This window comes from Micromonospora sp. 15K316, assembly GCF_004348525.1.
GTDB lineage: Bacteria > Actinomycetota > Actinomycetes > Mycobacteriales > Micromonosporaceae > Micromonospora.
On sequence record NZ_SMKG01000087.1, the window covers coordinates 1 to 23,801 of the forward strand.

A 23,801-nucleotide genomic window follows, 5' to 3' on the forward strand; every position below is an offset into this window, starting at 1 on the left:
AGCGAGCACTCGCCTATGCGTTTCCCGCACCCACAACACCCCAGCCCACACGCTCACGCTTAACCGCTCGCGGCCCTTCACCTTGTAAGCGAGATGTCGCCGGTTCGATCCCGGCCGGGGGCTCCAAACAGGCACCACCTGCGGAAACGCTGGCACCAGCCAGCGCCATCCGTATGCTTAGCCGCTCACGGAGCACTCGCCTATGCCTCGGAGTTCGGCTTAGCATGTCCCCCGTGTCCGTTTCCTCGGCTGCACCCAGCGCCGGTGCAATACGACTCAATCCGGACACCTTCTACGTCCACGAGACGCACGACGCCGCCGGAGGGCTCCCCCGCATGGGACTCCCCGACGACACACCCACCGACACCGCCACCCGGCGGCAAGAGTCAGGGTGCTACGCGAGTGCTGCACGACCCGCCCGGGGCGTGGACGACTTCCACACGACCAGGGGGTTGTGAGCAGTGCCCAGCAAACGGGGGAAACTCCCCACCAACCTCGGACCGTTCCAGCCGTGGATCGACTCCTTCGACCTATCCCTCCAAGTCGCCGAGAAGTCGACCAACACCCGCCGGATCTACACCGACGCCGCCACATGGTTCGCCGGCTGGCTGCTCCGCGACACCCAGGTCCGCGCCTGGGGCCAAGTCACCCGGGACGAGCTGCGCGCGTTCTTCGTGCACATGCAGGACATCGAATACGCCCGCGGCTACCGGAACAACATCGGCCGGGCATTGCAGGCGTTCTTCAAGTGGTACGCCGACGAAGAAGAGGCACCGAACCCGTTCGACAAGTTCAAGCCCCCGCCGCCACCCAAGGTCGGTGCGCAACGGAAAGCGGTCATCGAAATCGACCAGCTCGCCGCGCTGATCCGGGACGCGGAGAAGGGCCGGGATTTCGAGTCGCGGCGTGACGCAGCCCTGCTGCGGTTGTTCGCGTGCACCGGCTGCCGCCTCGCGGAGATCACGAACCTTCGGGTGGGCGACGTCAACATCGTGCGCCGCACCGCTGCCGTGGTCGGCAAGGGCGGCAAGGAGCGGGTTGTGCGGTTCGACGCGAAGGCGGCTCTCGCGCTCGACCGGTACCTGCGCAAGCGGGCCGAGCACAAGGCCGCCCAGGTCGTCGACGCGCTGTGGATCGGTGTCCGCCGGAACCAGCCGATGACCCCGTCTGGAGTGCGGCAGATCGTCAAGCGGCGGGGCACCCGGCTCGGCATGGACATCCACCCGCACCTGTTCCGGCACACGTTCACCCACAACTGGCTGGACGCCGGAGGGGCCGAAGGTGACCTGATGGAGCTGAACGGGTGGGAGTCGCAGCAGATGCTGCGGCACTACGGCTCGTCAGCCCGGGGGGTGCGGGCCCAGCGGGCGTACGACCGCATCGACGTGATGCGGGGCGTTTAACCTCACCGGTGACCCTGGGCGCGGCTGCCGTTGCGGTGACCGAACGGCAGCACCCCCGGGCTGTCGACGCCGAGTTGCGTCGGGTCGGTGGGGGAGTCGAGGAACTGTCGGCGGCCTTCTCGGACGCCGACGGCGTAGCTTTGCCACTCCCGCTGGCGTGACTGCTCGATGACCCAGCCGACCAGGTCGGCCAGGTCTTGGTGCCGCAGCGCGTCGATCTCGTCGCGCTGCTGCTCCCGCCGGCACTTGTCGACCATGACGACCCAGCCCATGCCGAGGCAGACCGCGATGACGCTGAGGGTTGAACCGACGGCCAGGTGTACACCGATGAGCGGGTCGAGGCCCGCAGTCAGGCCGATGTGGTAGGCGACGGCCACCCAGTCGATGGCGGCGGCGGCGGCGAGGGCGACGGTGGCGCGGACGTACAGGCGTGGCGGGGCGCCGAGGCGTCGCTCTTCCAGGAGTTGGGCGAGTCGCTGCGCTCGCTGCTGGGCGGCGTGGTCGTGCCGGTCCTCTTCTGTCTCCGGAGGAAACGGCGGGAGGTGCGTCATCATCGATGGGGCTCCGATCAGGCGGTGCGTGCGGATCGGAGACGCGCAGAACCGTGTGGGGCTCTGCCGCCTCCTCGCCGCAGGTGGTGGGTGTGCGGCGGCAGGCGCCGGCCTGGCGCTGTGGCCGGTGCCTGGTGGTGGCGGGGGTCAGCCCGTCGAGGTGGGGGTGATGCCGCCGCCGGTGCGGCGGTAGACAGCCGCGGGCGCGTTGGCGGCTACGGGTAGCGGGAGCCGGGCGCGGCGGTTCTGCTGGTGATGCGCGTTGGGCATCAGATCCTCCCCCACAGGGATCGTGTGCCGGGTCTGGGCGCAGTGCTGGCCGCCTCCGGGTGCGGCCGTGCGTGTTCAGTTACCTTTCCCGTGTCATTCGATTCTTACAGTTTGCAACTTTCACCGCGACGCAGGGTGAACGACGCGATGGGTTTGCCGCGTCGGCTGGTGTGGCCGCCCGACCACCCACCGTGCGGACGCGGACACAGGCTGCCCGAGCGCGTACCAGTGCCGGTACCGTCCGTTCGGATGCCGTTACGCGATAGTCCTGCCCGAACGGCCGCTATGGGCAGAGCCGAATCTCTATGCCAAGCACGTCTAGATGGATGATGCAGTCCTGATCAGAGTCCTGACCGGGGTCAGGTCCTGGACTGGGGTCGGCCACCGGTGACGGTCCGCCGTGCGGGGACTGCGGCGACTGCGAGGGCTTCGGGGACTGCGGCGGCTTCGGGGCCGTGGTGGACGAGGGTGTCGTGCCTCCGCCAGGCGGGGCGGTGGCCGTGGGTCGGGCCGTCCGGTCAGCCGCCCCCGGCGTCGACCCCGCACCCCGATCATCGGTCCGGCTGGGTGCCAGCGCTGGCCCAGCCGGGGCGGGCGCCGTGGACGCCGGGCCGCTCGACGCCGGAGACGGGGGAGCGGCCGGCGGCATGGCGACAGCCGAAACCTGGGCTGCCGGAGGCGACACCGCGGCAGCCGCCGGACCGCCCGGCCCCGGCTCGCCGCCGCCCAGCCCGGCCGCCAGTGCGACGGTCGCCCCGACAAGTACCGCAGCCGCACCAGCCACAGTCGCACCCCTTGACGGCGGGCGGCGCTTGACCCAGTCGTGCAACCACAGCAGGGGCAGGAACGGCACTACGAGAAGCCCGGCGGCAGTCGGGGTCGACCGGGCTGGGACGGCCATAGCCCATGGCGCCAGCTCCAGCAGGTGGTTTGGGCGGCCGGCGGCTACGTCCGCAACGTTGTTGGACAGGGCGGCTCGCGCAGTGGCCGGGCTGTTGGTGCTGCCGACGAGCTCGTGGCCACGGCGTTCGACTTCCTGTTCGACTGCTCGACGGATACGGGCTGCTCCGCGGCCGTCGGGAACGTAGACGATCACGCGCATGCGGCGACGCTAGTCCTTCCTGGTCCACACTGGGAGGTGCCGTTCGGCCGCGATCACATTGACCGCCAGGGGGTGGTCACCGGCGCCGCCGCCCGTACTCACGGCGGATCCGCGACACCCGCTGTCGCCGCTGCAACTCCCGGTCGGCCTCGACGAGCGGCGCGAGTGCCCGCCACGCAGGTTCGAGAGCCCTCCGGATCTGCTCGAAGTGCGCACCTATCCGGGCGAACACGTCCCCGGCGGCAGCGATCTGAGCTGCGGTGGCGAGCTGCTCAAGCGTCGGTGTGTGGATGACGAGCCCGGTGGGCTGTTCGGGGGCTTCGGGTGTCCACCGCATCGCGTCGGCGGACGTCTCCCAGTCGGCGATGGCGTTGTCGATCGTGTCGAGGATGCTCGGGGCTGGTGTGGGCATGGTGGGGATTCTCCTCCGAGAGGGTTGGGGTGTCGGCGCCCGGCGCGCACACCCGGACGCCGACACACGGGCTACGGCTGGTCGGGGATGGTGAGGAAATGGATCAACTCGGCACGTTCCCGGCCGATCACCGCCACCGCCTCCGCGGTCGTCATCGGCGCGTCAGTCGTCCAGCCCCGCTTCACGATCGCCATCCGGGCGGCCTGCATCCCGGCCAGGAACGGCGCCGCGTAACGCGGGTCGGACTCATCCAACGCCGGCGGCGGGATGTCGGCGCCGCGGTCATGCTCGATCGCCCGGTCGGGTGCCACGGTCCGCCAGTCCGGCCACGTGCGGGCCTCATTCTTCGCCTGCTTCGCCACGATCGCGTCGACGATGGCCTGCGGCTCATGCCCGGCACGCCACGCCCCATCCAACGCGAGGATGACGACGTCGACCCACTCACCGAGGTCGCCGGGCGCCGCCGCGATCTCCGCCAACTCCTTGCGGATGTGGTCGAGGATTCCGGCCGTGCGAGGGCCGGGCCCGAACGTGCGCTCCGAAAACGCACGCTGCCGGGCCAGGTGGGCGGCGTCGATCACCGCCGGTTCCGTCTGGGGTTCGGTCAGGCATGGACCGTTCGGGCTGTCGAGTATGCACAGGGCGTGGAGGCAGTGAGCCATGGGTTGTCTCCTTCGGTTGGGGCGGGTCAGACGGTGGCCGGCGGCGTCCAGTGCAGCGGCGAACGCCACCCGGTCTCCGCGGTCCCCTCGGGCGTCTCCATCACATACCGGTGCGCCGGAGCGGCACCGGGCTCACCCGGCTCACCGTCCACGCCCCGCTGGAGCAGCGCCGCTTCCCGCTCGGCGGCGGCGCGGGAGTCGTCCTTGACGCGGTAGATGTTGCCGTCGTCGGAGCGGACGGCCCATTCCTCGCGGACGGTCACGTTGGCGGGCAGGTAGCTGGTGGTCATGTTGGGCTCCTTCGCTTCGGGGGTCGGGTTGGTGGTTCGTGCGGTCGGGGAGTTATCGCGGATCAGCGGCAGCCCGAACAGCAGCCTTGTGCTCCCGGTGCCAGCGTCTGCGGGCGGTGGCGTTGGGCAGGAACGGGGACACGTCGCCGCAGGAGCAGCGGATTGCCCCCTCGCGAACCAGGTAGATGCCTCGGTCGTAGAGCCGACCCTCGTTCGGCAGGGTGTGGCCGGCGAGTCGGTTGGATTTCATCGCGTGCCTCCGTGGGTGATGTCGCGGCGGTAGGTGTCGGCGGTGTGGGGGCTGCGGCGGCCGTCGAGGTAGGCGGCCAGGAGCCGGGCGTACGGGTCGCCCTCGGGCGGAAGCGGGACAAGGTCAATCACGATCGGCTCCCTGGTAGTGGATCGACGCGCACGGGAAGCACGGTGCGCCGTGGCCGTAGAGAGTGACCATCCGGTAGCAGTCGAGGCCGTCGTCTGGGTGGCAGAGCCAGATGTCGCCGAGCCGGGCGTAACCCCGCATCGGTGTGCGGCAGTGGCCGCAGATCCGCTCCGTGTCGGCATCGGTGTCGGGCCGGGCGTGCGGGTCGCCCGGCTGCGGCACGACGACAAGGTCAGTCACGGGAGTCCCGATTGATGTTGAACGTCGCGCGCTGCGGAGTGGCGTCGGGCGAGAGGTAGAGGATGGGCCGAACACCCTCACGCCAGTCCGCTCCTACGGACAGCCACCCTCGCCGCGTGCCGATGTCGAGCTGCCAACGTCTCCACCACCGGAACAGGTGAATCCGGATCATCGCGGTCTCCTAACGGTCTGCGGGTCGGTGGACGGCTGCGGCAGGGCGGCGACGTCAGTCACGGCGGGATTCCTCCATGCTTCGGGCGATGGACGCCAGCACGTCCAGTTGCGCGGCCAACGTCAGCGCCTCGCCGGCCAACTCGCTGATCTGCTGGACAACCTGCGTGTAGTCGTCGTGGGTCCGGCCGGCGTCCATGTAGCCGATGACCCGGTTGCCCTGCTGGTTGATGCGCTCGATGACGCGGCGCAGGTGCAGTCGGACGGCTTCGACGCTGGTGAACCGGGCGGCCTGAGCCACCCGGTCGAGGTCGGCGGCGGTGGGCATCAGGCCGCCTGAGCGTCGGCGAGGGCGTCCCAGTGGGCCACGAGCGCGGCGTGGGCGGCCTCGGCGGCTTCCTTGGTGGTCCAGCGGGTGGTGCCGTCGAGGGCGATGCCGGGGCTGGTGCTGCGGATGGGGAGCCCGTGGCACTTCTCGACCTGCTGGCCGCCGATGTGCCAGCCCTTGCACGCTCCGCAGTAGATCGCCATTTCCGTCTCCCCTGTTCGCTCTCTCGCTTGCAACATCAGTGTTGCATACCTCCCTAGTCCAATGCAACCCTGATGTGGCATAGTCGGAACATGGATCACATCGACCGCATCCGCGAAGCCCGCCAAGCCCGAGACGAAGCCGTCGAGCGCGCCACCGAAGCCCTCCACGCGGCCATCGCCGACGCCGTCCGGGACAAGGCCCCCGTCGAGCAGGTCGCCGCCGCCGCCGGCTACCACCGCAACCACGTCGGCCGCATCGCCCGCGAACGCGGCGTGCCCGACGCCCGGACGCTGCGCCGCAAGGACGAGAGCTGAGCCGGGCCGGGCGTGCGGGTCGCCCGGCTGCGGCACGGCGGCGAGGGACGTCACGGCTGGACCAACTGCCGCTCGAAGTAGCGGTCGATCATCACGCCCCAGTACCGGGTGGCCTTCTTCGACGACATCGTCTTGGCCAGCTCCTCGGCGGTCATGCCGGGCCGGTACTGACACTCGTGCGCCTCGTGCCCGAAGTCGCCGCCACGCTCGTCGCCGCAGTTCGAGCAGTGCGGGTTGCGCCGGCCGAACCTCGGGTTGACGGTGTGCTGCGGGCTGCACTGGCAGCCATCCACCGGACTCCACGAGGGGCAGGCGCTCGTCACGCCAGCGCGGTGCTCGCAGGGCAGGTTGTAGACGTCTCCGTTACACCCGCACTTGGCCGGGTGCCACGCGGTCACCGTCTGCCCGCAGAGGTCGCAGGCAAGGAACGGGTTGGCGAGGGCGATGCTGGCGTGTGTCCGGGTGTGCGTCACGACTTCTCCTTGATCGTTCTGTGCCATCTGAACGGTGCTTCTGGGGCTATGCGTGGGCATGGGTTGCGCCGGGTGAAAGCGTCACCGTTCGCCGCTCCGGGTCGATGCGGATGATCGGCAGCCCGAGTCGCTCCGCCTTGCGGACGGCGCTCGCGGTGCCGCCGGTGGTCTTCGACCGCTTGTGCACGGCGACGATCACGGAGCCGGCGGCGAGCATCCCGTCGTTGCGGGCATGGAGGAGCTTCACGTCGTAGTGGTCGCCGTAGGTGGTGACCTTCGCGGCCCGGTCGAGCAGGCGGCGCCACTCGGTCTTGTCCTCGTCTCGCCATGGGTTCGGCTGCTGCGGGAACGGGACGTGCGCCCAGAGCTTCATCCCGGCCGTGTCGGTCTCGTCGGCCCACCACAGGTCCGTGCCGAGCGCCATACCGGAGACGCCGGTGGCGGTGCCGTGTTCGTCGCGGAGCTTGACTGCGATCCGCTTCAGCTCGGCGCGAATCCATCGCCGCTCCTCGGCGGTGAGGTGCTGGGGGCGGTGTCCGGTAGCCGCGGCGACCTCCCACGCGCTCACTTCACGGCCTCCAGTCCGGGGAAGGGCACGTTCTCGATGTCGTCGTGGCGGGTGCCGTCGTACGGGGCCACCACCGGCCGGGCCTCGGGCTCGCCGTAGCCGGCGGCGCGCAGCAGGGTGACGGCGTCGGCGAGCAACATCCGCACCGGGAAGCCGAATCGGCCCGTCGTCGGGTACGGGTCTCCGGTGAGGGCGGCGAGCTGAGCCGAGGTCGTGTACGCCCACCACCGGCCGGCGTTGGCCGGCCCGACTCCGGCGCGCTGGACGACGAGGATGCCGGCCATGGCGCGCGCGTTGGTCACCTCGACGGCGAGTTCCGCCATCCACTTCTCGATGACGAGGTCGCTGGCGCGGAGGCTGCGCCGCTCGGCGTGCGGGAAGCCGTTGGCGACGAGGAACTTCACCGTGGCCGACTCCGCGGCCGTGCCGATGTCACGGGGCCGGCGCTTCACGACCGCACCTGCTCGTAGGTCGCGGTGAATCCGGCGGCGTGAGCCTTGCCCGTGGTGGTTTTGACCCCCCACTGCGGGGAGTCGGCGTTGACCACGCCATCCACGTCGAGCAGCCACACCGGGGGGATCGGGCCAGCGTCGGGCAGGTGCTGGGCGAGCAGGTTCCAGCCGGTGCCGGTCGGCCGGTACGGGTAGTGGCCGAGGGTGTCCGCGCCTTCGCGGATGTCGGCGGTGATCCAGCCGGCCTGCCGCTGCTCGGCGGTCGCCGAGAGCACGTTGCTGGCCGGGGTGGTGGCCCGGTTCTGTACCGCGCTGCTGTGCGGGGAGAACCACACGTTGCCGTCGGCGACGTCGCGGAGTAGCCGCAGCCGGGTCTTGGTCGGGTGCAGGTTGGTCATGTCAGCCTCGTTCCTCTCGGTGCCGGGCCAGGTCGAAGGGTCATCGGGCCTCCACGGTGTCGGTGACGGCCGCGAGGCCGTCGAGGTCGGTTGTCTGCTCGTGGGTGGCGTTGCCGTATCCGGCGAACACGACCCGGTCCATGCGGCAGGTGAGGGTCTTGGCCTGGCTGGTCCAGCGGATCGCCGCACCGAACACCGCCGGGGCGTTGGTGCCGGTGGCGAGGACGAACGCGCGGCCGGTGGTGGTGTGGCGGGGCACCGCGTAGGCGGTGGTCTGGTCGCCGTGCTGGCGGACCTTGACGGCCCACGTACCGGCAGGGACCTGGGTGCAGGTGAGTTGGTCGGCGTCGCGGGGGACGGCGTAGCGAGGGTTGAGGGTGACGGCGGTCTGCTGGCTCACGGCAGCGGCACCCCCGCCGACTGGCGGGTGCAGTTGGGGCAGCCGGGCTGCTCGCGGCCGTCGCAGTAGTAGGGGCCGATCATCGAAAACTCGTCCACGCCAACCATCCGAATCACTAGCGGTTACCACTACCAATATACGACGCGATGGGCACCCGGTCTACGACTTCTACCGAGTTTCAAGCGCCGACCGCACCAGCGGCGGCAACGGCAACGGCCGAGGCCGCCCCTGCAAGTGCCGCTCGAACATCCGCAGCATCGACTCCCGACCCACCCGCGTCGACCTGGGCCGAACCGCGTCCCGAGCCACACACACCTCGAACGGCACATCCGTCAGGTCCACCACCCGGAACGCGGCGCCTGTCCGCTCCGCGATGTCCCACAGCGCGACCAGGTGCTTATCGGCCAGGTTGGTGCCGTCCTCCACCACGGACACTCCCTGGCGCAGCAGGTCGAGGATTGCCCCGTGCGTCACGACCGTCACCTGCCGCTCCTGCCAGCTGGTGCCGAGCCAGCCGCCGTGCAGCATCGCCCGGGTGTCGTCCCTGCTCACCCGGGCACGGGCGGACGGATCCTCGGCCACCCAGCCGCGGGCGAACCGGGTCTTGCCTGACGCCGGAAGCCCTCGCGTCGCCAGCAACTCCAACACGCCGGTCACCACTCGAACCCGTGCACGGTGTACGACACGGTCCGGCCCAGCCGCGACACCACGAACACCGACCCTTGCAGCCGCACCGGCCGCTCCCCGAGCACCGTGGCGGCCTGGTCGACGCTGCGCTGCGCCGGCAACCCGACCTCGGTGAGCGCGTGCATCGCGTCCAGCCGCAGCGGCACCGGCATCGCCCCGGCGCGCAGCAGGTCAGCCAGGGCGCGCACCGCTGCGACCATCCGCTCCCGGTCGGGGTTGTCCGAGTCGCTCGTCCACGACAGCCGCACCTCCGTGTACTCGGTGCCGTTGAACAGCCGGCCGGGGGCGACGATGACGTGCGGGTCCAGCCCGACCTGCGTGGCGGTGTCCGGGTCGGCGGCGATCGCCCGCACCCAGGCGGCATCGCTCGCCAGGAAGTTCAGGTGTAGGCCGTGCGGGGCCGGTACCCGGCCGGAGTCGAGCAGGTGCACCAGCGCGCCCAGCTCGGCGAACAGGGCGGTCACGCCCGCGCCGCCTCTGCGAGGTGCTGCCGGGGGTCGCCCATGCAGCACAGGCACGAGTAGTCGCAGCGCGCCCGGCCCTGGCCGCCGGGACGCCGCACGGTCGGGACCGGCCGCAGGTGCTCGCGGGGCACACACGTCCACAGGGGCCCGCCGCCGACGCCGTACAGCGTCCAGCGGGGCTCGCCGTCGACCTGCTCGCAGCCGTCCTCGCAGCGGCCGGCGATGAAGCCTTTCAGGCCGACCGCGGGTCCGGCGGCGAGCCGAGCCCCGTCCCACATATGCGGCGTCCACCGGGGGTCGTCCGGGCCGGAGGCTGCGATGCGGTAGGCGGCGGCGCGGCGAGCCCGGTCGAGGGCGGCGGCGCGGCGGGCCTGCTCGGCGGTGCCGGCGGCGACGACCGCGGCGAGGTCCGCGTCGTTCAGGTTCCGCACGGCTACGGTCAGGTCGGCGATGTCGGTCACGAATCCTCCAAATAGCTAGCTGTTACTTCTATCGATGCGCGAGCGCGGAGAGCGTCGGTTGCACCGGCGACCGCGCAGCCCGCCGCCGCAGGGGATGACGTAGGTGATGCCGTCGAAGGTCGTCGTCTCAACCCCTCACCTCACTAGCGGTTACATCTACCAAGATACGTCAGGGCGGCCCGCCCCGTCTACGACATCGACCCTCCACTTCGACACGTCCCAGCCCGGACCGGTCGGTGGTGCGGGTGCGGTCATGCCGCTTCCCCCGGTTCGAGTTGGTCCTGTCCGACCCAATCGAGGTACGCCTGGTCATCAAGGTTGCGGAATGGCTGGCCGCTGGCCGCACGGGGGGTGGACCGGTTCGGTATCTCGTCGGGCGTCGGCGGCGGTCCGAGCTTCTGGATGCGCCTGAGCAGACCGAGGCCCACATCGTTCAGCCCGGCCAGTTTCCGGGCCAGCACGGCTTCAATCTCAGTGGCGGGCCAGCCGTGTCGTAGCGCGTCGGCGATCGCCCGGGTGAGCGTCCGCGCGTCGGGCACGGTCATGTCGGCCCGGTAGGGGTCGACCAGAGCAACGGCTGCGGCCCGATGCGGATCGTCGCGCTCGGCGTCCGCCCCCTCCGCCCTGGGGGTGGGGGTTAGTGGTTCTTGTGGTGGTAGTGGTTGCGTACCGCCGTTGGAACTACCAGCGGCAGAAGTGGAACTACCAAGGTGCCGATGTGGAACTACGGTGGTTCCACCGTCGGAACTACCGGGGGTGTCGCTCGACCCCCCGTCGGTGGTTCCACCGTCGGTACTACCGGGGCTGTCGGTGGTTCCAGCGTCGGAACTACGAGCCGGGATCGTCAGCCGGTACAGCGTCGGCCGCCGGGCGGCCTGGTGCACGACCGCCAGCCAGCCGGCGTCGACCAGGGCGGCGACGATCGCAGGAACCTTCGCCCGCCGTCGGATGCCCGCCTTCGCCATCAGCCGCGGGTACGTTAACCAGGTCAGGTCGGCGTCGGCGCCCTTGTCGCCGGCCGCGTTGCGGGCGTGCCGGGCGTAGGTCTCGGCCACCGCCTTCTGGTCGGCGTTGAGGTCTTCCGACTCCCACACGGCGTCGCGGTAGACGTCGGTGAACCACCGCCCCGACGCGGGGCGACTGGCTCTCCCCGCTGCTGCTGGCGGTTCCGGCTGGGTACCGGGGTTGATACTCTCTTGCACAGCCCAGGGCCTCTCTGGGTTAGTCGGGCCGGGAGCCCAGGTGTTTGCCCACCTGCCCGGCCCGCACTTGTTTCGGCGGGTCAGTCGGCGTCTGGTTTCGGCTTCCGCTGCACGTCTTTGAGCACCGTGTCCAGCCAGGTCGTGGACCAGGCGTGGCCCATGGCGCGCAGGATGTCGGCCTTCTTCATGCCGTCGGCGTACGCCTCGCGGGCGGCCTGCACCAGCTCATCGCGTGGGCCGGCGACCAGCTTGTCGGCGCGTTCCTTGGCGCGTACGTAGGCCCTTCCCTTCCTGGTCAGGGCGTCTCTGTGTTTGTCCATGCGTGGATATTCCCACGCCACCCGGTGGGCTGACAACTTTCCCAACCAGGTTGGTGTTTCGTCCTTGACACGGTGGGTGCCTCCACCTAACTTGGTAGATGTAAGCGCTAGCGGGCTTGGCCGGTGGGGCAAAACACCGGCCAAGCCCCCGGATCGGGAAGGCCCCCGACATGATCAGCAAGCTCACCCAGCCCGGCGAACAGCACAGCAAGGAGTACGGCACGATCACCCTCGTCGCCAGCCTGTGCGTCGGCGGCGGCGTCGCCCTCAACACCTTCGCCGGACCCACCCGCATCGACGAGTTGTCCGGCCTCCGGTTCACCAACCGGCTCGACGCCGCCGAGGTGTACCGCGACATCCGCGACGCCGGCCTGGCCGACGTGAGCATCCCGGGCATCGCCGAGCGGGTGCGCGAGCGGCTGGTCGGCATCGCCGCCCCGCTGCGCGGCCGGGCCGACCAGGAGCCCCGGGTGGCCGAGCTGGACGCCGCCCTCGACCGCGTCGAGGCGCTGGCCTTCACCTCCACCCTGTCGGACCGCACCTTCGCCACCCTGCGCGACGAGTTCGCCGCCGGCATGGCCCACGCCTGACCAGCACCACACCACGCACCACCGTCGGCCCCGTCCACAGGGGGCGGGGCCGACACACCCAACACACACCAGTCCCCCCACACCACGACAGGAGAACCGTCATGGACCGCGTCACTGTCACCGCCCGCCGTGCCGCCCGCGCCGCCGCCCGCAGCGCCCGCCGCGCCGTCACCATCGACCTGCCCACCGACGACGGCCAGGTGAAGACCCGCCGGATCAAGCAGCGCCGCCCGTCCCGGCAGACCACCCGGCACACCGCGATCGTCGCCTCCCAGCTCGGCGTCGCCTGATGTCCGGCAACACACCCTCGCGGGCGGCGGTCGACCGCACAGACACCGCCGCCCGCGCGGCCACCGCCACGGTCACCGACCCGATGGGTGAGCTGCTGACCGCCGTCCGGGACTACCGGGTCGTCAACGTCGGCGGCCGGTGGGTCATCGACGTGTCGTGGCTCGGCCGGGCCGCCCTCGACGCCGGTCTGGTCGCCCAGGTCGGCGAGGTCGACCGGACCCTGCTGAAACTCACCCGCACCGGACGAGTCGCCGTCAGCCACTGGTGGACGATGCGAGCCCTCACCGCAGCGGTCCGCGTGTCGGCCGCCTGCCGTCGGGCCTACGACGCCGGAGTCGAGGCCGGGCAGGCGACGACGGTCGAACCGGTCCGTCGGCACCGGCTGCGCCGCGCGGTCGTCCGGGTCGCCTGGTCGGTGTCCTGCATCGCGTGCGGCGTGACCCTCGCGCTCGCCGTTCTCGCCCACTGAACCCGCGTCTGCACGTGAGCCCGCCGGGCCGGACCTTGCACTCCCGGCCCGAGTGGGGTCACCACAGGCCAGCCCACCAACCACGAAGGAGAGCCCATGGCGAACAACTCGAACAGCTCCGACTCGGCCATCCCGTCGGTGACGGAGACGCTGCGGTTGCAGGCGCAGGAGCAGCGGGACAAGGCCAACGGCGTCGAGACCGCGGCGTCGCGCCGCACCGCCCGGATGATCGCCGCCCAGAACCGCCGGTAGTGCGCGTCTGCTCGTGAGCCTGCCGGGCCCGGCCAGCGCGTCCGGGCCCGTGCGGGGTCATCGCAGACCAGTGCGTGGGGGCGGCCCGCAGGCAAGCCGGCCGCCCCCACTGTCCCCAACCCATTGAGGACCGCCCCGCACATCGGCGATTGCAGCGCCGCGCGGGGCGGGCCGACCAACCCGAAAGGGGGCCCGCCATGGGCAAGTCCATCACACAGCTCGGCAAGGAGTGGCAGGCGGCGCAAAACCTCGCCCAGGTCGTCGGGGGCCAGCAGGCCGCCGCCGACGTGGAGAAGGCGCGGCAGGCGCTGGCCGCCGCGGTGAAGGGCCGGCGTTGACCGGCAGGTCGGCGCGCTGGTGCCGGGTCGGCGGCTACGTCGCCGGCCTGGTCCTGGCCTTCGGCATCGTGTTGCTCGGGCTGGAACTGGCGGCTCCGGGCGCCGGGCCGGATGTGGCGCTCGGAGCATGGCGAATGCCGGTGGCCGTGCCGTTGATGGTGGTCGCCGCGCTGGCCTTCATGTGGTGCAGCCGGGTCGTTCGGCGCGTCCCGGATGACGGCCAGTGAGCGACTTCGACGAGGACGCAGCGGTCGACCGGCTTGTCACCGAGCTGGAGGTGAGCGAGCCGGTCGACCCGTTGGCGGTGTTGGACGCGGGCGACGCGGTCAAGCGGCGGGTGGCCGCACTGCTGGCTGTTGAGCCGCAGGTCGTGGACGGGCTGGCCGATGACGTTGCGGCAGAGGAGGCGTCGGTGGTGGCGCGAGTGGTCGAGTTCATGGACGAGGGCCCAGCGTTTCCATGCTAGGTCACCCCACCTCCAGTAACTTGGTAGATGTACGAGCTATTGATTAAGGCTGTGCAAGCGGAACGGCAGCTGACCGAAGGAGATTCCATGAGCACCGACTTCTGGGCCGACGCCGAGATCATCCACGCCTACACCCGCGCCCAGGCGCTCGCCGACGGCGCCCTGGTCGACGCCGGCCCGATGGCCCGCGAAGCAGGATTTGCCGCGCCGGTTGCCCTGACCCGGGCCGCCTGGGAGGACTGCGTCGGCTGGGGCGACGCCGACAGCGAGCGCAAAGGCACCGTGCAGGACGAGAAGGGCCGCCTGTGGGACGTCCTGTGGATGGCGATCAGCGCCGCTCGCCGGAACCGCGGCGGCGATCGAGTCCCGTTCCGGCTCGTGCGGGTGCCGCGCACCGGTACGGGTCGCCAGCCGAGGCTGGTCGAGCTGACGCTGACGATTGGGCCGGGCGACAACGGTGAGCCGGTGTTCACGATCATGGAGCCGCACGAGTCGTGATCATCTATCTGATCCGGAACACCCTCGACTGCAAGGGGTACGTGGGACAGACCACGCTGCCCCTTGCCGTCAGGTTCGCCAGCCACAAGGCGTGCCACCGCCCGGACATGCTGATCTCCGTGGCGCTGGACACCACCCCGGGAGCCCCCGGTGCAGGTGTGCCGGGGGCTCCGTCGTGGCCGGAGGAAAACACCGAAAAACTTGGTAGTCGTTGTGGAGACAGCGGCGACCCGGTCACCTATATTGGTAGACGTAGCCGCTAGCGAGTTGAGGAGCCCGCGATGAACGTCACCACCGCCACCCCGGTCGAGATCGACACCCAGCTCGCCGACATCGACCGCCGCGCCGCCCAGGCCGAGCAGAGCATCGCCGCCGCCGCGGTGACCATCCACTACGCCCTCGGCGAGCGGCCCCGCTACGTCACCCGCACCCGCCGGGAGCGGCCGACCAGCGACACCGACGCCATCACCGCCGCCCGCGCCCACGGCGACGAGCGGGTCCCCCGCATGGCCGCCGGCTACACCTACGCCGACCTGGTCCGCAAGTACGACACCGCCGTCAACACCCTCGCCGCCATCGAGGCCGAGGCGACGCCCCTCAACGCCGAGTTCGCCCGCCGCGGCGGCTGGTCCCGGTTCTTCACCGTCCAGCAGCACAACGGCCACATCCACTCCCACATGGCCTGCTCCACCTGCAACCGCAACGGCCAGCGCACCGCGTTCGCGTGGAACCCGGAGCTGTCCGGACTCAGCCAGGCCGAGGCGATCGCCAAGTTCGACCGGCGCGCGTACGTCCTGTGCACCGTGTGCTACCCCAACGCCCCGGTCGAGTGGACCGTGCGGCCCCCCCGCCCCACCAAGCAGGAGCGCGAGCGCCAGGCCCAGGAAGCCGCCCGGCACGCCCGCATCAACGACCCGAAGCTCATCGGCACCCCCGACGGCGAGGTGCTGAAGGTGGACGGCGCGGTGCTGCGGACCGTCCGCTCCGCCGAGATCGCCTACGTGAACGCGATGTTCTGGGCGGAGTACAGCCGACGAAACGGGACCGCGAACCCCGAGGACGGGGAGCACGCCGCGGTGATCGCCGCCGCGCTCGCCGCGAAGGCTGGCACCACCGTCGAGCAGGTGGAGCAGCGGCTGGCCAAGCGGGTCGCCCGCAAGGTCGCCGAGTGCTTCGGCAAGTAACCGACCCCCGGCCCGCCCCCACCCGGGGGCGGGCCACCCAACCCGAGCAAGGAGCACACACCATGCGCGTCCTCGACAACGCCTTCCACCTCTACAGCCAGGGCTACGAACTCGCCCGGATCGTCAAGCTCGACACCGGCCACAAGGTGCGCGTCCGGATCCGCCGCGACTCCTACGAGCGGCAGAGCTACGCCGTCGCCGAGGTGCTGAACGACAACCTCACGTGGACCGGGCTGGTGTCCGACCCGGCCGAGTTGTGGCACCCGGGCAGCCCGTACCTGGCAAGCCACTTCGGCGCCGACCACCCGGCCCGCAACGGCAAGCCGGAAGCCCTGCTCAACGAGATCGCCGACCGGCTGCTGACCCGCGCCGCCGCCGTGCTGGCCGCCTGAACCCCGCATCGACCACGAGGAGCCCACCATGACCGCCACGCCCACCCACGACCCCGACGTTCTCGCCCAGGTCGTCGCCGACCGGCCGGTGGCCGACTACACCCCGACCACCGCCCGGGACGCCCGCTCCTGCGACGGGCACAGCACCCGCAACCAGGTCGGCTACGTCGTGCGCCGCACCATCGGCGACAACGGGCAGCGCCTCACCGACCCCGCCACCCCCGACCGGCTCGGCGTCGACGTGTACGCGGTCGCCTGCCAGCCCGGCTGGGGCAACTACGACAAGGCCCTGGCCGCGGCCAGGCCGTACCGGTCCATGCGGCAGGGCGGGTCGTGGGCGGTCATCGACACCCTGTACGGCTGCGGCCACCGGGGGCAGGCGTGACCACCAGCTACGTGCCGCCCGACGCGGCGGCGTGGATCCGCAGCGTGGTCCTCCCGAAGGCGTACGTGGACGGCATCCCCGACCCCAGCCTGTGTGCCTGCCAGTGGGGGCCGTGCGGGCACTGCCAGGCCGGACAGCACGAACAGTGCAACGTCGTCGGATGGGGTGGCGCGCCCCGCGCACACGGCGACACGTACATCACCACCAGCCGCGGCCAGGTCGCCGTCGGCAAGGGCGTCGCCTCGGCCGAGGTGTGGCTGTCCGGCCGTCCCTGCCGGTGGGTGTGCCCGTGCGGGTGCACACCGGTCGGCCCGGAACGGCCGCCCGCCGACGTCCCGGCCACCTATCAGCTTGACCTGTTCGCCATGCTCAGCCCGAATCGGAGCGCCGTATGACCAGCCCTGTTGACACTGCCAGCACCGCAGCCCGGTTTGAGCTGGGCGGCTCGCTCGACGCCTACCGGGTGCAGGTGCGCGACCGCGCGATGGGGAAGGTCGTGTTGGTCTGCCACCCGTACACGGCAGCCCGGTGGCTGGCCTGGTACGCCGCCGGCCCCGGTGGAGGGCACCGGTCGTGGGTCGAGGACAACGACCTGCGGGTGTGCGTGTGCCAGCACCTGTGCATGTCGCACGTGTCGACGTTGCCCGACTACTCGCAGGCCCCAGGGTTGGGGAACGGGAGCTGCGGTGTGGGTGGCTGCGGGTGTGTGCGGTTCGTGCCGCTGGTCGCTGCTCCTGGTGGCCTGCTGGCCTGCGGGTGAGACGCGCGGGGGGAATTCGGTAGTAGTCGTTGCGACCGGGTTCCCCTTGGCGTAACTTAGTAGCTGTAACCACTACTGATACGGGAGTTGACATGAGCGGCTACGCCCCGACCGGCGAACAGCAGAACATCATCGACGCCGCCGCCACCGGCGCGAACATCACCATCGAGGCCGGTGCGGGAACGGGCAAGACGTCCACGCTGAAGTTCCTCGCCGACGCCCTCGGCCGCAAGCGCGGCGCCTACCTGGCCTACAACCGCAGCATCGCCGGTGACGCCGCCAAGAAGTTCCCCAGCAGCGTCATGTGCAAGACCAGCCACAGCATGGCCTTCGGCGCCGTCGGCCGGAACTACCGCGCCCGCCTCGACGGCCCCCGAATCCCCGCCAACCAGGCCGCCGTCATCCTCGGCATCTACGAGCCCATCAAGCTCGCGGGCGTCGTCAAGGACGCCGAGATCACCCTGGCCCCGGCCCAGCTCGCCCGCCTCGTCGGCGAGACCATCCAGAAGTTCTGCTACAGCGACGACCGGCAGATCACCCCGTGGCATGTCCCCCTGGTGCAGGGCGTCGACCGACTCGCCCACCGGGAGCTGGCCCGCCACCTGGCCCCCATCGCGCAGCGCGCCTGGGACACCGACCTCACCCAGCAGAACGGCCGACTCCGCTTCACCCACGACATGTACCTCAAGATGTGGATCCTGTCGGACCCGCAGCTCAATGCCGACTACGTCCTGCTGGACGAAGCGCAGGACTCCAACCCGGCCGTCGCTGGCCTGGTGGCCCGTCAGAACGCCCAGCAGATCCTCGTCGGCGACCGCGCCCAGGCCATCTACGGCTGGCGCGGCGCCACCGACGCGATGCAGAACTTCGACGGCCAGCGGTTCTACCTCTCCAAGAGCTTCCGGTTCGGGCAGGCCGTCGCGGACGAGGCGAACAAGTGGCTGTCCCTGGTCGACGGCACCGACCTGCGGCTGACCGGCTTCGACCAGATCCCCTCCCGCCTGGCCGACCTCGACACCCCCGATGCGGTGCTGTGCCGCTCCAACGGCGGTGCGATCTCCCGGGTCATCGCCGAACTCGACAAGGGTCGCCGTACCGCGCTGGTCGGCGGTGGGAAGGACATCAAGGCGTTCGCTCGGGCCGCCCAGCAGCTCATGGCCGGCCGTCCGTGCGACCACCCGGAGCTGATGGCGTTCTCCTACTGGTCGGAGGTGCAGGACTACGTGCAGGCCGGTGAGGGTTCGGACTTGAAGGTGCTGGTGAACCTGATTGACCGGTACGGGGCGGACGAGTTGGCGTCGCTGGTCGACCGGCTCACCGACGAGCGGCACGCCGACGTGGTGGTGTCCACGGCTCACAAGTCGAAGGGCCGGGAGTGGAACACCGTCCAGATCGCCACGGACTTCCAGGAGCCGAAGGAGTCGGACGACCCGGAGAAGGAGACCCGGGTGCCCCGGGAGGACGCCATGCTGGCGTACGTGGCGGTGACCCGGGCGCAGCGGGTGCTGGACCGGGAGGGCCTGGAGTGGGTCGACAAGTGGGTCCAGGGTGCGGCGCCGGCCGCCGCGGGGCCGGCTCCGGAGGTTCCCGTTCAGGCTGCCCCGGTGCGGGTTGAGGCGGCCGTGACCGTGCCGGCCGTGGCGGTCGAGGTGGCGGAGCCGGTGACCGTGCCGGTTGCGTCCGGGCTGTTCGAGGGCCTGTGCCGCCGGTGCCGGATCTACCGCAACCCGAAGTGCACGACGTGCGGTACGCGGGTCGCTGCGTCCCGCTGATGCGGATGGCGGTGGGGGCAGGGTTGGCGCGCGTAACTCGGTAGAAGTCGTTGCTCGCCCAGTCCCCACCGTCTACCCTGGTAGTCGTAACAACTAGCGAATCCCGAGGAGCCCGCCGATGACCACACGCCCGAGCAGCAGCCAGGCCGCACTGATCAGATACTTCTACGACGGCACACGCCCTGCCGTTCGCGCGAACCAGGCCACCTACGCGGTCTGCGAGCGGGAGGGGTGGATCGTCCGGATCGAAGGCTTCCCGTTCCACCGGGCCACCGACGCCGGCCTGCGCGCGATCGAGCTGGAACCGCCGGTGCACCTGTTCACCGGCATGGGCGAGACCCCGAACGCCGTGTGCGGCGAGCAGGTCACCGACGCCACCCGCACCGCCCCGTCGATCGACACGACCACCTGCCCCATCTGCCGGGCCGACTACGAGGAATACCGGAAGACGCTGACCGCCGAGCTGGGCAAGTTCGCCCGCCGCGAAGCCCCGTACGACCAGGAGCCCGCGACGGAGCCGACCCGGGCGCGCCAGCAGCTCGGCATGGACGCCGCCGCCGTCCTCGACCACCTTGCCCCGGCCAACGACGCGGACGACGCGGTCTACCGCGACAAGTTCGACGACACCGCCGAGGCCGCGGAGGACGAGACACAGGGCCTGATCGACACGGACGGCGAAGGCACGCAGGTCGGCATCTGCCGGCACTGCGGCCACCACATCTACCTGTACGCGGCCGTCGCCGAGCGTGAGGGCAACTGGTGGCGCGGGGGGCAGTACGACGAGACGGGTCGCTGCGGTGACGCGGAGCAGCGAACCGCGCTGGTGGTTCGCCACGAGCCGGCGACGACGACCGCCGAGCGGGACGCCGCGCTCGCCGCCACCGTGTGCGGGAACCGGCCGCCCCACCCGATCGCGCAGTGCCGGCCTCGCCCGGGCGACCCGCTGAGGCCAGGTCGGGCGGCGGTGGTCGCGTTCCAGCAGGCGGCGGTGGAGCTGCTGGCCCTCATCCGCTCCGGTGAAGTGAACCGCGTGGACATCGAAGCTTCGGGCGTGGACGCGGACGGCCGCGCCGCCCTGGACGCGATCCAGGGGCTGCGGTTCGCCGACCTGGCCCGTTCGGGCCGATGAGCAACCCCGCCGGTCACGTACCACCCCAGGTACCCGGGGCGGCACGTGACCGGCATCAACATGAACAGGAGGTGCGCCCACCGATGGACGCCGCAGTGACGTATGGTGCCCCAGACATCGACTACCAAGTTCTGGGGGACGACGAGATGCCCGATCAGCCGTTCCTGACTCCCGCCGACCTCGCCGAGATCGGCGCGCGGGTGCAGGGCGTCGACTCGATGCAGCCCAAAACGATCTCTCAGCACCTGTTCGAGTCCCGCAGGGAGATCCCGCTGCGTGAGGGCGGCACCCGGAAGGGTAAGTACGCCGACGACCCGTTCCCGCCGCCGGACGACTACGCGGGCAAGGGGCAGAAGAAGCCGTGGTGGTCGCTGCACCGGGAGCAGGACATCGTCGCCTGGTTCGAGCGGCACCCGCGCCGCCGGCAGGGTGACGGTATCGGTGGTGCGCCGAAGATGGCCGACCGGCGGCCGAAGGAAGAGGGGCCGGTGCGGCGGGTGGTGCCGTCGGTGACGGTGAAGCGGACCCGCGGCGCGGTGGAGGTGACCGTCAAGGGCCAGACCGCCACGTTTGAGGCGCCGATGTTGAAGCGGGCGATTGAGCTGCGCCAGGAGCACCCGCGTGGCTTGGACGCGGTCGCTGAGGCGCTGGTGGGGGAGTTCGGGGTGACGAAGACGCGGGCGCGTGAGTATGCGTCGGCTGCGCAGCGGGTGCTGGACGCCGGGGTTGGCCTGTAGGGCTGGCTCCGGCGGCCCTGCCGTCAGGTAATTCGGTAGAAGTTCCTTGCGGTGGGGCCAGCCCCGGAGTAACTTGGTAGATGTAACAGCTAGTCAGTGATGGGAGCCCACCATGACCCGCTACCTCGCCGCCGACCCAATCGTCAACTACCACGGCACCCTCACCGCCTGGCACGGCATGTTCCGCGTCACCAACAACTACGGCACCCGCCTGGCCCTGCGCGACCCGTGGGGCAACCGCATCACCTGCCGCGCCGGCAGCGCCACCGTCGTCGACATGCCGCGGCTCACCGAGAGCCGCGCCGAGGTGCTGCTTCTCCTGTGGAACCGGACCGTCGGCCGGGTCCCCGACACCCGCACCCGCAACTGGCTGCTTGACCAGAAGCTCATCGAGGCAGTCGAGGACCGTGACGGCTTCTACCGGCTCACCCGCCTCGGAGTGATGGCCATGGACTCCGTCTACCGCTGGCACCGCTGACCAGCGAGCACCGAGCAGAAGGAGCACCCGGATGCGTAAGGCCGACATCGTCAAGCCCGACGGAGAAGCGATGGCGTCGCTCAAGATGACACCCACCCGGCTCGCAGTGCTGCGCGCCATCGCCGCTGGCGAGGTCAGCCGGCACCGGGGCTGGACCAAGTCGGAGAAGACCCGGGATATCTGGTCGGGCAACGGTGGGCAGAACGTCACCCGAACCTGCAACGACCTCACCAACGCCAACCCGCGGCTTGCGGTGACCGGCCGGTCCACCGGCCCGTCGATCTACTCCCCGCAGGTGTGGGAGCTGACCGAGGCGGGCCGCAAAGTGCTCGCCGAGGCCGACGCGCCGAAGGTGCTGCTCGACTGCGGGCACAGTGCCGTCAAGCAGTCCGACGTGGCGTCGTGGTGCCCGAAGTGCAAGCAGCACCGGTGCACGGCTGACGCGCCGAAGGAGCAGTGACATGACGACCGAAGCACTCTGGCGTGTCACCTACGCGCTACCCGCGCACGACCGTGTCATCGGCGTAGTCCGCGCCGCCACCGGCCGGGCCGCGATCGATGAGATCGAGCGGCAGGAAAACGCACTGGGGCGCGGCCCGCTGATCGATGGCGCCACCGATGTTGAACAAGTCCACGAGACCGAGGAGCAGTGACGTGCCGGACAAGGTTGTGTACAACCCCGACCAGGTGATGGCGTGGAAACTCGCTGACATCACCGCCCTCATCGGCCGGCACCTCGACATCCGGGTAGCCGCCGACCCGTCGTACTGGAAGAACCTGCACCAGTACCGGGGACCGTGGGACCGAATCTTCGTCGGTGTCGTCGCCAGCGCCACCCTCGACGATCGGGGCGAGATCGCCACCGTCACCTACACCGACGGCACCTGGGCGGGTTGGATCGCCGGGCAGCCCGTCTACATCACCGTCAGCGACCCGAAGGAGCAGTGACATGACAACCGACGAGAAGGTCCTCACCCTGATGGCCCGGCCCCGATGGCGGGACGAACCACCGACCGCCGGTGAGCTCGCCGACCGGCTCGGCCTGCCCACCGACACCGTGTCGACCGCACTCCAGCAGCTCGCCGCCGACGGAAAGGTCCGGCGGGTGGGTGAGGCGTTCAACGGCGCCTGGACGTGGGCGCCCGGAAAGGAGCAGTGACCATGCCCAAGCCCCACCGAACGGCGCTGATGATCGTCGGCACCGTCATCGAGCATGACGGCATCACGTACCGGAAGACCGCCGAGTCGCGGCGGGATCCGTTCCCGTGGACCACCGAGCAGGGCGCCGAGTACGGGGACGAGCGGATGGCGCACCTGTTGGACGACGGCGGAAGGGTTGTGGAGATGCCGCACGAGACGAAGACCGCAAACAGCGACCCGAAGGAGTAACCCACATGACCAGCACGAGCAGCACACCGCAGTCCTTCTTCGACCGGCAGCGCGACGCCGCCCTCGCCGAGATAGTCGAGCAGCGGCGGGAGTTCCAGCGCGTCGCCGAACTCGTCATCCCCTCCGACCCCCGGCGCCGCAACACCTCGCGGGTCACCAACGTCATCCGGCTCGGCGACGACCACCTGGTCGAGGTCACCGACCAGGACAACCGCACCCGGTGGACGTTCGTGGTCGGCGAGAGAACCACCAGCTGGTACCACCACCGGCAGGAGGACGCGATCCTGCACCTGATCGCCGCCCGCTACGACGGCAACCCGAACAGCAACTACGCTGCCGCGTTCTACGCCGGCCGGGTCCTGGGTGTCCCCGCCGAGCCCGAAGAGGCGTGATGCCGGTCCGCAGGAACATCGTCAGCCGCCTGACCCAGCGGGTCGTGGGCGTCCACACGTGGAACGGGCTCACCGGCGAGCCGGTCACCATCTCCCGGGAGAACTGGGACCGTGCTGTCGACGCCGCCGACGAGCTGTACGACGAGGTGGTCCGAGCGGTCGACTGGAACCGCATCCTGATCGAGGCGTTGGGCCGGCACTTCCAGCTCGACCACGACGGCGAGCAGCCGTGCGGCGAGTGTGTGCGGGAGGCGCTGCTGTACGACGAGCGGGCCGGGTTGAGTGCCCTGCATCCGTGGCGGGAGCGGCCGGCGGTGCCGGAGCGGGAGACGCACCCGGATTGGGCTGCGGTGTGCGCGGAGCTGGTCCGTTGCCGTCAGCCGGGTGACCGGTCGGCGTGAACTTGGTAGAAGTCCTGGACCCGTCGGCCCCCGTCACCTATATTGGTAGTTGTATCCACTAGCGAGTTGAGAAGGATCGTGATGACCGGCATGACCTGGCTGTGGGCCGACCGCCCCACCCCCAACC

48 protein-coding genes are annotated in these 23,801 nt (G+C 70.6%); 27 read left to right on the forward strand and 21 right to left on the reverse strand.

The window, feature by feature from the left end; all coding sequences use genetic code 11:
* Positions 1-461: 461 nt before the first annotated feature.
* On the forward strand, positions 462-1,403 hold the full coding sequence (locus E1211_RS17780; protein ID WP_243709576.1) for a tyrosine-type recombinase/integrase: 942 nt from the start codon (positions 462-464) through the stop codon (positions 1,401-1,403).
* Between the two features lie 2 nt (positions 1,404-1,405).
* Here E1211_RS17780 and E1211_RS17785 read toward each other — a convergent pair whose 3' ends face one another.
* The 11 genes from E1211_RS17785 to E1211_RS17825 form a co-directional block, all read right to left on the reverse strand.
* The gene (locus tag E1211_RS17785; protein WP_132350118.1) at positions 1,406-1,957 is read right to left on the reverse strand and encodes a hypothetical protein; all 552 of its coding nucleotides are present in this window, start codon (positions 1,955-1,957) and stop codon (positions 1,406-1,408) included.
* Positions 1,958-2,101: 144 nt separating this feature from the next.
* The gene (locus E1211_RS33725) at positions 2,102-2,224 is read right to left on the reverse strand and encodes a hypothetical protein (protein WP_256371323.1); all 123 of its coding nucleotides are present in this window, start codon (positions 2,222-2,224) and stop codon (positions 2,102-2,104) included.
* Between the two features lie 1,178 nt (positions 2,225-3,402).
* Complete coding sequence (locus E1211_RS17790) at positions 3,403-3,738, reverse strand: hypothetical protein (RefSeq protein WP_132350119.1); 336 nt, start codon at positions 3,736-3,738, stop codon at positions 3,403-3,405.
* Positions 3,739-3,809: 71 nt separating this feature from the next.
* Positions 3,810-4,400, reverse strand: a complete 591-nt coding sequence (locus E1211_RS17795; RefSeq protein WP_132350120.1) for a dATP/dGTP pyrophosphohydrolase domain-containing protein — start codon at positions 4,398-4,400, stop codon at positions 3,810-3,812.
* A 26-nt stretch (positions 4,401-4,426) separates the two neighbouring features.
* Positions 4,427-4,690: a hypothetical protein gene (locus E1211_RS17800; RefSeq protein ID WP_132350121.1), complete on the reverse strand. Its 264-nt coding sequence runs from the start codon at positions 4,688-4,690 to the stop codon at positions 4,427-4,429.
* 52 nt (positions 4,691-4,742) lie between these two features.
* Positions 4,743-4,940: a hypothetical protein gene (locus E1211_RS17805; protein WP_132350122.1), complete on the reverse strand. Its 198-nt coding sequence runs from the start codon at positions 4,938-4,940 to the stop codon at positions 4,743-4,745.
* Complete coding sequence (locus E1211_RS33730) at positions 4,937-5,071, reverse strand: hypothetical protein (RefSeq protein ID WP_256371324.1); 135 nt, start codon at positions 5,069-5,071, stop codon at positions 4,937-4,939. The genes E1211_RS17805 and E1211_RS33730 overlap by 4 nt, the downstream gene beginning before the upstream one ends.
* The gene (locus E1211_RS17810) at positions 5,064-5,309 is read right to left on the reverse strand and encodes a hypothetical protein (protein WP_132350123.1); all 246 of its coding nucleotides are present in this window, start codon (positions 5,307-5,309) and stop codon (positions 5,064-5,066) included. The genes E1211_RS33730 and E1211_RS17810 overlap by 8 nt, the downstream gene beginning before the upstream one ends.
* Positions 5,302-5,481 carry a hypothetical protein gene (locus E1211_RS17815; RefSeq protein WP_132350124.1) on the reverse strand — a complete coding sequence of 60 codons (180 nt, stop codon included), beginning with the start codon at positions 5,479-5,481 and terminating at the stop codon, positions 5,302-5,304. The genes E1211_RS17810 and E1211_RS17815 overlap by 8 nt, the downstream gene beginning before the upstream one ends.
* A 54-nt stretch (positions 5,482-5,535) precedes the next feature.
* Positions 5,536-5,808 carry a hypothetical protein gene (locus tag E1211_RS17820; protein ID WP_132350125.1) on the reverse strand — a complete coding sequence of 91 codons (273 nt, stop codon included), beginning with the start codon at positions 5,806-5,808 and terminating at the stop codon, positions 5,536-5,538.
* Entirely contained in the window at positions 5,808-6,011 is a 204-nt protein-coding gene (locus E1211_RS17825; RefSeq protein ID WP_132350126.1) for a hypothetical protein, read from the reverse strand. Before E1211_RS17825 ends, E1211_RS17820 begins: the two co-directional genes overlap by 1 nt.
* Before the next feature lie 90 nt (positions 6,012-6,101).
* Here E1211_RS17825 and E1211_RS17830 point away from each other — a divergent pair, with 90 nt between their 5' ends.
* Positions 6,102-6,326, forward strand: coding sequence for a hypothetical protein (locus E1211_RS17830; protein ID WP_132350127.1), 225 nt, complete (start codon positions 6,102-6,104; stop codon positions 6,324-6,326).
* Between the two features lie 50 nt (positions 6,327-6,376).
* Here E1211_RS17830 and E1211_RS17835 read toward each other — a convergent pair whose 3' ends face one another.
* From E1211_RS17835 to E1211_RS17880, 10 genes are all read right to left on the reverse strand, one after another.
* Positions 6,377-6,799 (reverse strand): hypothetical protein, encoded by a 423-nt coding sequence (locus tag E1211_RS17835; protein ID WP_132350128.1) that lies wholly within the window; start codon positions 6,797-6,799, stop codon positions 6,377-6,379.
* Between the two features lie 46 nt (positions 6,800-6,845).
* Positions 6,846-7,367 carry an SLOG family protein gene (locus E1211_RS17840; RefSeq protein WP_165947283.1) on the reverse strand — a complete coding sequence of 174 codons (522 nt, stop codon included), beginning with the start codon at positions 7,365-7,367 and terminating at the stop codon, positions 6,846-6,848.
* The gene (locus E1211_RS17845; RefSeq protein WP_243709577.1) at positions 7,364-7,819 is read right to left on the reverse strand and encodes a hypothetical protein; all 456 of its coding nucleotides are present in this window, start codon (positions 7,817-7,819) and stop codon (positions 7,364-7,366) included. The genes E1211_RS17840 and E1211_RS17845 overlap by 4 nt, the downstream gene beginning before the upstream one ends.
* A complete protein-coding gene (locus E1211_RS17850; protein ID WP_132350130.1) occupies positions 7,816-8,217 on the reverse strand; it encodes a hypothetical protein in 402 nt (133 codons plus the stop codon). The genes E1211_RS17845 and E1211_RS17850 overlap by 4 nt, the downstream gene beginning before the upstream one ends.
* 40 nt (positions 8,218-8,257) lie before the next feature.
* Positions 8,258-8,617 (reverse strand): hypothetical protein, encoded by a 360-nt coding sequence (locus E1211_RS17855; protein ID WP_132350131.1) that lies wholly within the window; start codon positions 8,615-8,617, stop codon positions 8,258-8,260.
* A 168-nt stretch (positions 8,618-8,785) separates the two neighbouring features.
* Positions 8,786-9,274, reverse strand: coding sequence for an AAA family ATPase (locus E1211_RS17860; protein ID WP_165947284.1), 489 nt, complete (start codon positions 9,272-9,274; stop codon positions 8,786-8,788).
* Complete coding sequence (locus E1211_RS17865) at positions 9,271-9,768, reverse strand: hypothetical protein (RefSeq protein WP_132350133.1); 498 nt, start codon at positions 9,766-9,768, stop codon at positions 9,271-9,273. The genes E1211_RS17860 and E1211_RS17865 overlap by 4 nt, the downstream gene beginning before the upstream one ends.
* Positions 9,765-10,229 carry a hypothetical protein gene (locus E1211_RS17870; protein WP_132350134.1) on the reverse strand — a complete coding sequence of 155 codons (465 nt, stop codon included), beginning with the start codon at positions 10,227-10,229 and terminating at the stop codon, positions 9,765-9,767. The genes E1211_RS17865 and E1211_RS17870 overlap by 4 nt, the downstream gene beginning before the upstream one ends.
* A gap of 251 nt (positions 10,230-10,480) precedes the next feature.
* On the reverse strand, positions 10,481-11,284 hold the full coding sequence (locus tag E1211_RS17875) for a hypothetical protein (RefSeq protein ID WP_132350135.1): 804 nt from the start codon (positions 11,282-11,284) through the stop codon (positions 10,481-10,483).
* A gap of 227 nt (positions 11,285-11,511) precedes the next feature.
* Positions 11,512-11,751 carry a hypothetical protein gene (locus tag E1211_RS17880; RefSeq protein ID WP_132350136.1) on the reverse strand — a complete coding sequence of 80 codons (240 nt, stop codon included), beginning with the start codon at positions 11,749-11,751 and terminating at the stop codon, positions 11,512-11,514.
* 170 nt (positions 11,752-11,921) lie between these two features.
* Between E1211_RS17880 and E1211_RS17885 the strand changes: the two genes are divergently transcribed.
* The 25 genes from E1211_RS17885 (at position 11,922) to E1211_RS17995 (ending at position 23,674) form a co-directional block, all read left to right on the forward strand.
* Complete coding sequence (locus tag E1211_RS17885; protein WP_132350137.1) at positions 11,922-12,341, forward strand: hypothetical protein; 420 nt, start codon at positions 11,922-11,924, stop codon at positions 12,339-12,341.
* A 101-nt stretch (positions 12,342-12,442) separates the two neighbouring features.
* Positions 12,443-12,631, forward strand: a complete 189-nt coding sequence (locus E1211_RS17890) for a hypothetical protein (protein WP_132350138.1) — start codon at positions 12,443-12,445, stop codon at positions 12,629-12,631.
* Positions 12,631-13,101, forward strand: a complete 471-nt coding sequence (locus tag E1211_RS17895; RefSeq protein ID WP_132350139.1) for a hypothetical protein — start codon at positions 12,631-12,633, stop codon at positions 13,099-13,101. The genes E1211_RS17890 and E1211_RS17895 overlap by 1 nt, the downstream gene beginning before the upstream one ends.
* 96 nt (positions 13,102-13,197) lie before the next feature.
* Complete coding sequence (locus E1211_RS32585; protein ID WP_165947285.1) at positions 13,198-13,353, forward strand: hypothetical protein; 156 nt, start codon at positions 13,198-13,200, stop codon at positions 13,351-13,353.
* A 197-nt stretch (positions 13,354-13,550) separates the two neighbouring features.
* Entirely contained in the window at positions 13,551-13,691 is a 141-nt protein-coding gene (locus E1211_RS32590; RefSeq protein ID WP_165947286.1) for a hypothetical protein, read from the forward strand.
* Complete coding sequence (locus E1211_RS17900) at positions 13,688-13,918, forward strand: hypothetical protein (protein ID WP_132350140.1); 231 nt, start codon at positions 13,688-13,690, stop codon at positions 13,916-13,918. Before E1211_RS32590 ends, E1211_RS17900 begins: the two co-directional genes overlap by 4 nt.
* Entirely contained in the window at positions 13,915-14,157 is a 243-nt protein-coding gene (locus tag E1211_RS17905; protein ID WP_132350141.1) for a hypothetical protein, read from the forward strand. Before E1211_RS17900 ends, E1211_RS17905 begins: the two co-directional genes overlap by 4 nt.
* A 27-nt stretch (positions 14,158-14,184) precedes the next feature.
* Complete coding sequence (locus E1211_RS17910; protein ID WP_207915408.1) at positions 14,185-14,655, forward strand: DUF6573 family protein; 471 nt, start codon at positions 14,185-14,187, stop codon at positions 14,653-14,655.
* Positions 14,652-14,918: a hypothetical protein gene (locus tag E1211_RS17915; RefSeq protein WP_132350142.1), complete on the forward strand. Its 267-nt coding sequence runs from the start codon at positions 14,652-14,654 to the stop codon at positions 14,916-14,918. The genes E1211_RS17910 and E1211_RS17915 overlap by 4 nt, the downstream gene beginning before the upstream one ends.
* Positions 14,919-14,936: 18 nt before the next feature.
* Positions 14,937-15,839 carry a hypothetical protein gene (locus E1211_RS17920; protein ID WP_132350143.1) on the forward strand — a complete coding sequence of 301 codons (903 nt, stop codon included), beginning with the start codon at positions 14,937-14,939 and terminating at the stop codon, positions 15,837-15,839.
* Positions 15,840-15,901: 62 nt separating this feature from the next.
* A complete protein-coding gene (locus E1211_RS17925; protein WP_132350144.1) occupies positions 15,902-16,231 on the forward strand; it encodes a hypothetical protein in 330 nt (109 codons plus the stop codon).
* A gap of 28 nt (positions 16,232-16,259) precedes the next feature.
* Complete coding sequence (locus E1211_RS17930; RefSeq protein WP_132350145.1) at positions 16,260-16,616, forward strand: hypothetical protein; 357 nt, start codon at positions 16,260-16,262, stop codon at positions 16,614-16,616.
* Positions 16,613-17,011: a DUF6248 family natural product biosynthesis protein gene (locus tag E1211_RS17935; protein WP_132350146.1), complete on the forward strand. Its 399-nt coding sequence runs from the start codon at positions 16,613-16,615 to the stop codon at positions 17,009-17,011. The genes E1211_RS17930 and E1211_RS17935 overlap by 4 nt, the downstream gene beginning before the upstream one ends.
* Positions 17,008-17,376, forward strand: a complete 369-nt coding sequence (locus E1211_RS17940; protein ID WP_132350147.1) for a hypothetical protein — start codon at positions 17,008-17,010, stop codon at positions 17,374-17,376. Before E1211_RS17935 ends, E1211_RS17940 begins: the two co-directional genes overlap by 4 nt.
* A 92-nt stretch (positions 17,377-17,468) precedes the next feature.
* The gene (locus E1211_RS17945) at positions 17,469-19,148 is read left to right on the forward strand and encodes a UvrD-helicase domain-containing protein (protein WP_132350148.1); all 1,680 of its coding nucleotides are present in this window, start codon (positions 17,469-17,471) and stop codon (positions 19,146-19,148) included.
* 118 nt (positions 19,149-19,266) lie between these two features.
* Entirely contained in the window at positions 19,267-20,277 is a 1,011-nt protein-coding gene (locus tag E1211_RS17950) for a hypothetical protein (RefSeq protein WP_132350149.1), read from the forward strand.
* Positions 20,278-20,360: 83 nt separating this feature from the next.
* A complete protein-coding gene (locus E1211_RS17955; protein WP_207915409.1) occupies positions 20,361-21,014 on the forward strand; it encodes a hypothetical protein in 654 nt (217 codons plus the stop codon).
* 112 nt (positions 21,015-21,126) lie between these two features.
* Complete coding sequence (locus tag E1211_RS17960; protein ID WP_132350151.1) at positions 21,127-21,492, forward strand: hypothetical protein; 366 nt, start codon at positions 21,127-21,129, stop codon at positions 21,490-21,492.
* Positions 21,493-21,523: 31 nt separating this feature from the next.
* Positions 21,524-21,952, forward strand: a complete 429-nt coding sequence (locus E1211_RS17965; protein ID WP_132350152.1) for a hypothetical protein — start codon at positions 21,524-21,526, stop codon at positions 21,950-21,952.
* A gap of 1 nt (position 21,953) precedes the next feature.
* A complete protein-coding gene (locus E1211_RS17970) occupies positions 21,954-22,145 on the forward strand; it encodes a hypothetical protein (protein ID WP_132350153.1) in 192 nt (63 codons plus the stop codon).
* Between the two features lies 1 nt (position 22,146).
* Complete coding sequence (locus E1211_RS17975) at positions 22,147-22,440, forward strand: hypothetical protein (RefSeq protein WP_132350154.1); 294 nt, start codon at positions 22,147-22,149, stop codon at positions 22,438-22,440.
* A gap of 1 nt (position 22,441) precedes the next feature.
* Positions 22,442-22,651, forward strand: coding sequence for a helix-turn-helix domain-containing protein (locus tag E1211_RS17980; RefSeq protein WP_132350155.1), 210 nt, complete (start codon positions 22,442-22,444; stop codon positions 22,649-22,651).
* Positions 22,652-22,653: 2 nt separating this feature from the next.
* Complete coding sequence (locus tag E1211_RS17985; protein WP_132350156.1) at positions 22,654-22,881, forward strand: hypothetical protein; 228 nt, start codon at positions 22,654-22,656, stop codon at positions 22,879-22,881.
* A 5-nt stretch (positions 22,882-22,886) separates the two neighbouring features.
* A complete protein-coding gene (locus tag E1211_RS17990; protein WP_132350157.1) occupies positions 22,887-23,273 on the forward strand; it encodes a hypothetical protein in 387 nt (128 codons plus the stop codon).
* Positions 23,273-23,674, forward strand: a complete 402-nt coding sequence (locus E1211_RS17995) for a hypothetical protein (RefSeq protein ID WP_132350158.1) — start codon at positions 23,273-23,275, stop codon at positions 23,672-23,674. The genes E1211_RS17990 and E1211_RS17995 overlap by 1 nt, the downstream gene beginning before the upstream one ends.
* The last annotated feature ends 127 nt before the right edge of the window (positions 23,675-23,801 follow it).

What these genes read in the sequence shown, in the direction of transcription:
- E1211_RS17785 (WP_132350118.1), bottom strand. Translation starts at nt 1,957, where the DNA reads ATGATGACGCACCTCCCGCCGTTTCCTCCGGAGACAGAAGAGGACCGG.
- E1211_RS33725 (WP_256371323.1), bottom strand. Translation starts at nt 2,224, where the DNA reads ATGCCCAACGCGCATCACCAGCAGAACCGCCGCGCCCGGCTCCCGCTA.
- E1211_RS17790 (WP_132350119.1), bottom strand. Translation starts at nt 3,738, where the DNA reads ATGCCCACACCAGCCCCGAGCATCCTCGACACGATCGACAACGCCATC.
- E1211_RS17795 (WP_132350120.1), bottom strand. Translation starts at nt 4,400, where the DNA reads ATGGCTCACTGCCTCCACGCCCTGTGCATACTCGACAGCCCGAACGGT.
- E1211_RS17800 (WP_132350121.1), bottom strand. Translation starts at nt 4,690, where the DNA reads ATGACCACCAGCTACCTGCCCGCCAACGTGACCGTCCGCGAGGAATGG.
- E1211_RS17805 (WP_132350122.1), bottom strand. Translation starts at nt 4,940, where the DNA reads ATGAAATCCAACCGACTCGCCGGCCACACCCTGCCGAACGAGGGTCGG.
- E1211_RS17815 (WP_132350124.1), bottom strand. Translation starts at nt 5,481, where the DNA reads ATGATCCGGATTCACCTGTTCCGGTGGTGGAGACGTTGGCAGCTCGAC.
- E1211_RS17820 (WP_132350125.1), bottom strand. Translation starts at nt 5,808, where the DNA reads ATGCCCACCGCCGCCGACCTCGACCGGGTGGCTCAGGCCGCCCGGTTC.
- E1211_RS17825 (WP_132350126.1), bottom strand. Translation starts at nt 6,011, where the DNA reads ATGGCGATCTACTGCGGAGCGTGCAAGGGCTGGCACATCGGCGGCCAG.
- E1211_RS17830 (WP_132350127.1), top strand. Translation starts at nt 6,102, where the DNA reads ATGGATCACATCGACCGCATCCGCGAAGCCCGCCAAGCCCGAGACGAA.
- E1211_RS17850 (WP_132350130.1), bottom strand. Translation starts at nt 8,217, where the DNA reads ATGACCAACCTGCACCCGACCAAGACCCGGCTGCGGCTACTCCGCGAC.
- E1211_RS17880 (WP_132350136.1), bottom strand. Translation starts at nt 11,751, where the DNA reads ATGGACAAACACAGAGACGCCCTGACCAGGAAGGGAAGGGCCTACGTA.
- E1211_RS17885 (WP_132350137.1), top strand. Translation starts at nt 11,922, where the DNA reads ATGATCAGCAAGCTCACCCAGCCCGGCGAACAGCACAGCAAGGAGTAC.
- E1211_RS17890 (WP_132350138.1), top strand. Translation starts at nt 12,443, where the DNA reads ATGGACCGCGTCACTGTCACCGCCCGCCGTGCCGCCCGCGCCGCCGCC.
- E1211_RS17895 (WP_132350139.1), top strand. Translation starts at nt 12,631, where the DNA reads ATGTCCGGCAACACACCCTCGCGGGCGGCGGTCGACCGCACAGACACC.
- E1211_RS32585 (WP_165947285.1), top strand. Translation starts at nt 13,198, where the DNA reads ATGGCGAACAACTCGAACAGCTCCGACTCGGCCATCCCGTCGGTGACG.
- E1211_RS32590 (WP_165947286.1), top strand. Translation starts at nt 13,551, where the DNA reads ATGGGCAAGTCCATCACACAGCTCGGCAAGGAGTGGCAGGCGGCGCAA.
- E1211_RS17910 (WP_207915408.1), top strand. Translation starts at nt 14,185, where the DNA reads ATGTACGAGCTATTGATTAAGGCTGTGCAAGCGGAACGGCAGCTGACC.
- E1211_RS17920 (WP_132350143.1), top strand. Translation starts at nt 14,937, where the DNA reads ATGAACGTCACCACCGCCACCCCGGTCGAGATCGACACCCAGCTCGCC.
- E1211_RS17925 (WP_132350144.1), top strand. Translation starts at nt 15,902, where the DNA reads ATGCGCGTCCTCGACAACGCCTTCCACCTCTACAGCCAGGGCTACGAA.
- E1211_RS17930 (WP_132350145.1), top strand. Translation starts at nt 16,260, where the DNA reads ATGACCGCCACGCCCACCCACGACCCCGACGTTCTCGCCCAGGTCGTC.
- E1211_RS17940 (WP_132350147.1), top strand. Translation starts at nt 17,008, where the DNA reads ATGACCAGCCCTGTTGACACTGCCAGCACCGCAGCCCGGTTTGAGCTG.
- E1211_RS17945 (WP_132350148.1), top strand. Translation starts at nt 17,469, where the DNA reads ATGAGCGGCTACGCCCCGACCGGCGAACAGCAGAACATCATCGACGCC.
- E1211_RS17950 (WP_132350149.1), top strand. Translation starts at nt 19,267, where the DNA reads ATGACCACACGCCCGAGCAGCAGCCAGGCCGCACTGATCAGATACTTC.
- E1211_RS17955 (WP_207915409.1), top strand. Translation starts at nt 20,361, where the DNA reads ATGGACGCCGCAGTGACGTATGGTGCCCCAGACATCGACTACCAAGTT.
- E1211_RS17960 (WP_132350151.1), top strand. Translation starts at nt 21,127, where the DNA reads ATGACCCGCTACCTCGCCGCCGACCCAATCGTCAACTACCACGGCACC.
- E1211_RS17965 (WP_132350152.1), top strand. Translation starts at nt 21,524, where the DNA reads ATGCGTAAGGCCGACATCGTCAAGCCCGACGGAGAAGCGATGGCGTCG.
- E1211_RS17970 (WP_132350153.1), top strand. Translation starts at nt 21,954, where the DNA reads ATGACGACCGAAGCACTCTGGCGTGTCACCTACGCGCTACCCGCGCAC.
- E1211_RS17980 (WP_132350155.1), top strand. Translation starts at nt 22,442, where the DNA reads ATGACAACCGACGAGAAGGTCCTCACCCTGATGGCCCGGCCCCGATGG.
- E1211_RS17985 (WP_132350156.1), top strand. Translation starts at nt 22,654, where the DNA reads ATGCCCAAGCCCCACCGAACGGCGCTGATGATCGTCGGCACCGTCATC.
- E1211_RS17990 (WP_132350157.1), top strand. Translation starts at nt 22,887, where the DNA reads ATGACCAGCACGAGCAGCACACCGCAGTCCTTCTTCGACCGGCAGCGC.
- E1211_RS17995 (WP_132350158.1), top strand. Translation starts at nt 23,273, where the DNA reads ATGCCGGTCCGCAGGAACATCGTCAGCCGCCTGACCCAGCGGGTCGTG.